Origin of the sequence: Corynebacterium sp. HMSC034B08 (genome assembly GCF_001835805.1) — a bacterium.
Lineage (GTDB): Bacteria > Actinomycetota > Actinomycetes > Mycobacteriales > Mycobacteriaceae > Corynebacterium > Corynebacterium coyleae.
Window position 1 is genome coordinate 1 of the sequence record NZ_KV825916.1, and the last position, 5,517, is coordinate 5,517.

General features: G+C 56.6%; 5 protein-coding genes and 2 pseudogenes. 2 read left to right on the forward strand and 5 right to left on the reverse strand.

Translation table 11 applies throughout. The features are described from left to right. The coding region (locus HMPREF2656_RS02630) for a transposase (protein WP_210400946.1) at positions 1–260 on the forward strand (260 nt) is incomplete at its 5' end. Between the two features lie 56 nt (positions 261–316). On the opposite strand, the pseudogene HMPREF2656_RS02635 reads toward HMPREF2656_RS02630, so the two are convergent. Then, positions 317–823: pseudogene (locus HMPREF2656_RS02635) on the reverse strand (transposase); the annotation flags it as partial. 130 nt (positions 824–953) lie between these two features. Continuing rightward, a pseudogene (locus HMPREF2656_RS13405) lies at positions 954–1,412 on the reverse strand (ATP-binding protein); the annotation flags it as partial. Between the two features lie 43 nt (positions 1,413–1,455). On the opposite strand from HMPREF2656_RS13405, the gene HMPREF2656_RS13410 reads away from it, so the two are divergent. Continuing rightward, positions 1,456–1,578: a hypothetical protein gene (locus tag HMPREF2656_RS13410; protein WP_246825094.1), complete on the forward strand. Its 123-nt coding sequence runs from the start codon at positions 1,456–1,458 to the stop codon at positions 1,576–1,578. A 170-nt stretch (positions 1,579–1,748) separates the two neighbouring features. On the opposite strand, the gene istA is transcribed toward HMPREF2656_RS13410, so the two are convergent. The 3 genes from istA to HMPREF2656_RS02655 all read right to left on the reverse strand — a co-directional run. Then, on the reverse strand, positions 1,749–3,353 hold the full coding sequence (istA, locus tag HMPREF2656_RS02645) for an IS21 family transposase (protein ID WP_070483559.1): 1,605 nt from the start codon (positions 3,351–3,353) through the stop codon (positions 1,749–1,751). Between the two features lie 613 nt (positions 3,354–3,966). Further along, entirely contained in the window at positions 3,967–4,809 is an 843-nt protein-coding gene (locus HMPREF2656_RS02650) for an HtaA domain-containing protein (protein WP_070815786.1), read from the reverse strand. A gap of 93 nt (positions 4,810–4,902) precedes the next feature. Next, the coding region (locus HMPREF2656_RS02655; protein ID WP_210400947.1) for an HtaA domain-containing protein at positions 4,903–5,517 on the reverse strand (615 nt) is incomplete at its 5' end.

The window sequence follows — 5,517 nt, forward strand, 5'->3', positions numbered from 1 at the left end:
AATCACTCGATGAGGTGCTGGCGTTTACCGCAGCGCCGAAACCGGTCTGGACGAAGGTGTGGTCAAACAACCCCACCGAGCGGTTAAACCGGGAGATCCGCCGGCTTGTTGGCGCCGTCCTTGCCGAGCAACACGACGATTGGATCCAACAAAAACGCTACATGTCACTATCCGCACTCGAACACAGCAAACACCTCATGCACCAACCCAACCCCCACACAGGAGATGATCATGGCGACCACCACCAGCTAACCGCCTAACACAACCCCCCAACTTCATACCGAGCCGAACGGACAAACGGCTACACCACTACACGGGACTTGACCGCATGGACGAGGCAGCGTTGGATCATCGCGTTGGGCCAGCAGGCTTTAATCGCAGTCAAGGCGCCTTGTCCACCGTCGAGGACGACACAGAGCGGTTCAGCGATTTTGCGAAGTAGCTGCGTATACGCATGGGCGGTTTCGTGTTTGGCCCAGTGCCAGGCGATGACGTGGTCGTGGCTGGCTGCCACGAGCAAGCATCCGGCGGCGGTGTAGGTGCCGTCGATGAAGATCTGATCGTAAACGCGCTGCGGGTCACCGTTGTTGGGGATGTCGATAAGCCAAAACGGTTTGAATCGGCGGTCAAGTGTCCAACGGCTCACCTTGTGTTGCTCGGCGAGTTCAGACAACGTCGCTGTGGAGGTGGCATAAGCAACGAAGGCTTTAAAGTCGCGGGTCAGCGTGCGGTCGCTGCGGGTTCGTGTCGTGGAGCTGCCGCAGTTCGGGTCCTTGCATCGCCACCTGGTTGTGCCTTTGGATGTGGTTCCGTTTTTCTTCATTTGCCTGCTGAGTGCGCGTAGTTGGTAGGGGTATTCCGAAACGGTGGTAGGGCTGGATTCCGGGTAGTTGGTAGGGCCCCGCGACGGGTTGGGGCTGCTGCTCGTCGCGGGGCCTGTTGATGGTGGTGTGTTACTCGGTTTCTAGTTGGGTGGCTAGGAAGTGGCGCATGTCGTATTCACCGAGTTCGACGCGTTGGCCGGTGTTGAGTCTGCTGACGAGGGAGTCAGCTGCGACTGGGTCGGGAAGTTTTTGTACCCAGTATGCGGCAGTGGTTTGGGAAACGATGATCGTCGGCAGCCTGCCATCGCGGTCGAATATGATCTTCGTTAGGTCTTCTTGCCCGCGTTGGTTGATTCCAATGGTCAGGAAATCATCAAGGATGAGCACGTCAGTGTTTTGTAGCCTGCGCATCTTGGTTACGTAACGCTCATCTGTCGGCGGGAAGGCCGCTAATTCATCTACAAGCTGGTCGAGCCGGTAGTACGCAACGCTGTATTCAGCCTGGCATGCAGCAACTCCGATGGCGCAGGCGATGTATGTCTTGCCTGCCCCTGTTGGGGCTAGGAGGTGGACGTTTCCGGGGTTTTCACAATGGGCGCAATGCTTCGGCGATGTCACCGTTGCTACCGCCATGGTTGATCGCATTGTCCACCACGCGAAAATCTTCCAACATCGCGGAGTAAGCCACCGCATCAAAGGACGCGAACTATCGGCACCACAACTGCCCGAAACAACACCAACTAAGGCACAATAACTACGACCACACTGGGCTACTTTTCAAAGAGCGCCAGTGGGCTACTTTTCGAAGAGCGCTCACACATCTGCACTGGCAAGTGCGAAGAAGGTATCAGCGAAGGTTGAAAGCCGCAGCTTGCGCAGCGTTGCACGGATGTCATCGTCAAGATGGATCGTGGTCATGATGGGTTAGTCCTCCTGCTTCGGGGTGTCGTAGTAGCTTGCAGGGCGCAGGAACACTGCTTCTGGCATTGCGGCGATATCGACTACCCGAGCCTGGCCTGTTTGTGGTGTTGGGGTGTTGGCTTCGGCGTTACCGTTGCGGGCGATGTCGGCCTGGATGCGGGAGATGACCTGCAGATTCGGCGCGAGGTTGTGGTCGATGATTTGCTGGCACGCTGGTTCAAGTGTGGTTTTGTTGTGCTTGTTCCCGAGCTTGACCAACACGTTGCGGGCTGTGCGTAAACCGCGTGGCAGGGCTTGGGCGTTGTGCTCAAGGATCATGGCGATGACCTTGCTGGTTGCGGGCCCAAACGACGATGCTCTGGCGTAGAGCTCATCGCGAGTTAGCGGTTTGACCCCAGTAATCTCTTTGTCTGGGGTATGCGCAGGGTCTGTGCAATAGCGGTACTTAAACCCGTGCATACGCGGGTGTTCGGCCACGAGGCTATCGCCGTTGAAGATGCTGACCAGGCTGTTGGTCAGCCGTGCGCGCAAAGTCTTGCCGATGTATTGAAACGGCACGGAGTAGTACTGGTAGTCACAACAGATGTGCCAATTGCGATCGACTTTGACGCTGCGCCAGGACACTTCCGTAAATGGGGTGTCAGGAAGGTTGCGCATCATGGGTGCTTCATCGATGTCAAACAGCTCACGACGAGTAAACCCATGCGCATTGGGCATGGTTGTGTTGATGTCTTCGAGGCGCTCAGCGATCGCTTCGTTGAGCTCTTCAAGGCTATAGAACTCAACCCCATCGAAATAGCCAAGGATACGCGTATAGACAAGTTGGACGGCACGCTCAACTGCGGCTTTATCGCGGGGTTTTCCCGGACGTGCTGGTACAAGCAAGATGTCATAGTAGTCAGCAAAGTCCGCATAGCGCTGTTGGATGCGTCGTGCGGGTTTGTTCTTCGCCGGGCGATACGTTGCAGTCGGCGCGTTATCAGGAACGATGATGCCGGGGCGTTTCCCGAGGTAGTTTAGGGCTTTGACGTGGCAGTCAATCCAGGCGTCCATCTTCTCATTCGCCGTAGCAACCACAAATAACAAAGAAGAGTAGGGACAGACAGCCACAAATAGGCAAGCTTTCATCCCTACCTCACCGGTGGCTTGGTCGATGATGCGGACTTTGTCGCCCGCCCAGTCGACGTAGAGCTCTTGGCCTGGTTCATGCTCGATAATCGAGGTCATGCCGGTAGCCCGGATGTAGTCACGCAGGTGTTCACAGAACTGGGAGTACTGGTACTTCGATTCACCTGCGGCGCACGGGGAAGCGACATAGTCCATCCACAGCTTATGGCGCGTGAGGTGCTTGTTGTTCGCCAGCTTCTTCGCGAGTTTTTCGAAGTCAGGTCGGTCATAGCGCAAACGCCGACTCGTTCGCTGATCGCTAAAGTGCGTATCGAAGAACTCTGGATCCAGCTGAGCGAACGAAGACTGCGTGATTGCGTGGTCAGCAATCACTGCTTTGACTTTGGCGATATCCCTGTTGGAGCACTCCAAGGCAGCAGAGATGGCTGCATAACTCGCTCCGGTCAAACACATCGCCATGATGTCTTTGAAGTTGGCCATAAAAGGCCCTCCTTGCGGTCAGAAAGTGGTGACACACCGGCACAGATTGCGCCGACGTCACCTACAAAAATGACCGAAAAAGAAGACCCCTACCACCTATCCGGAAAACCCCTACCAACTACGCGGATTGCCCCTACCAACTACACGGAAACGGCAATTTGCCCAGCACATACCGGGCACCGTGGTCTGTTTTTACTCACCCGGAAAGCACACCAACCCCCGACTAGCACATGCGGGTGCCATTCCGGAGGATTGAACGCAATTCGGGCGGATATAAGGTCTTGATGCCTATATCCGCCCGATTTACCCAGCCTGATCAGCAATAACGCCGAAATTCAGACACACTTTTTGCTACTTACCCCGGGATGGTCTCCTTTTTCGGCTTTGGTAAACAGCAAAGAACCGGTCCCAGCACAGTACCGGGACCGGTTCATGATGCGAAGGTTATCGCTGCATACCCTGCAAGAGTTGCGGCAGCCACTGCTGGCCGACAAAAGCTAGCGCACCACCAATCGCCACGAGGCTGATGAGAGTAGCGATGATCGGCACGACGATTTTGGTGTTGTCGGTCTTGGAATCGACAGAGGATCCCTCAGGCTTCTTCGAGCCTTGCTCAGCCGGGGGGGACGCTCGGGGACGACGGAACGCTCTTCTCCGGGGACGGTTTCGCGGACGACGAGGAAGGAGCCGGCTTCTCCGGAGACGGTTTCGCCTTAGGTGCTTCCTTGAACTTCAGGTCTAGATCGAGTAGCGCGTCCTCGTACTGCTCCGCCTTGTAGAAGCCGATCATGACGTTTTCGGCTCCCTCCTTGGTGAGCGTTGTCTTAATGCCACTGTCCTTACTAACGTCACCTGCTGAGGTGGAGAAACTGCCCCCTGCGGTAGCCTTGATCGGCTCTGGAAGTGTGAATGTGGCAAAAATCGCGTCGTCTCCCTTGCGATCAAGTGCGCTCTGATCGCCCGTGATGTTAGTGCCACGCACGACGTAGTCGAGGGAAATCTTTCCTGACGTACCGTCCAGAATGAGCTTCACATCGGAGAACTTGACATCGAGTCCATACTGCTGGCCCTCGGGAGCGAACTTCTCATGCCCTGTCCAGCGGACCCCACCATCAAAGGCCAGCACACCCTTGCCTTTTGCATCCAGCTGCGACTTGGCAGCATTCAACTGGAACCCATACTTAAGTGGCGAGGTGTTGTCCTGGAACGTTTGGGCTGGCGGGTTGTACGCGGTGTGGCCGCCGAAGTTCTTGAGATCGGTTGGATTGACTGTAGTGACCTTGCCCTGTGCGACGGGGCCGGTCACGTAGTTGGTAAAGCTGCGCTTCACATTCCAATCCAAGCGACCATTCTCAAGCACAGGCGCCTCCGGTGCAGCCGAAGCCTGAGGCGCAACAACTGCGCTACCCAGCAGGGCAAGAGCGGTGAGTGGTACGAGCAACGGGCGTGTTCTCATGAATCCTCCTTAGAGAACAAGGTAAACCTCACCTAAGTATGGTATTGCTAACCAACTTCAAGGGCAAGGAGGTTCCCGTTGAGGCGATGACCACTATTTGGCCAGCATGGGCCTCAGAAAACGGTCGAAGGCGAACTTGCCGAAGCCAGAAAGCACGCCGAGCAATCCAAGTCCAGCGATGACGAGGGTGACACTGGTGGTGATCCGCTCGGCTGGTGATCCTTTGTCCGTTGAGCTGAGTTCCTGCGACGAGCTCGCCATTGACTCGGACGGCGCAGGGGACGGCGTTGACGTCGGTGTCGGCTGTGGTGCAGGCAGCGTCGGAACACCAGCGGCGGCGCCAGCGAAGGTGACGCTGAGATCAAACAAGGCGTCGTCGTATTGAATCGGCTCGTAGAAGCCGATCATGATCTTTTTGGCGCCCTCCTCGGTGAGCGTTGTTTTCACGCCGCTATCCTTCGTGACACCGTCCGGGGAAGTGTTGAACGTCTTGCCGGCGGCCGGGGTGATCGCCTCCGGGAGGGTGAAGGTAGCAAAGACAGCGTCATCGCCGCGTTCGTTGAGCGCGCTTCCGTCACCAGTGATGTTGGTGCCGCGCAACCAGTAATCAACGGAGATCTCGCCGGCGGTGCCATCGACGTGCACCTTCACATCGGAAAACTGGATATCCAGACCGTAGTCCTGCCCTTCCGGGGCGTGGGCCTTGTG

Excerpts from the sequence above, each read along its gene's own strand:
- HMPREF2656_RS13410 (WP_246825094.1), top strand. The coding sequence starts at position 1,456 with ATGGTTGATCGCATTGTCCACCACGCGAAAATCTTCCAACATCGCGGA.
- istA (WP_070483559.1), bottom strand. The coding sequence starts at position 3,353 with ATGGCCAACTTCAAAGACATCATGGCGATGTGTTTGACCGGAGCGAGT.
- HMPREF2656_RS02650 (WP_070815786.1), bottom strand. The coding sequence starts at position 4,809 with ATGAGAACACGCCCGTTGCTCGTACCACTCACCGCTCTTGCCCTGCTG.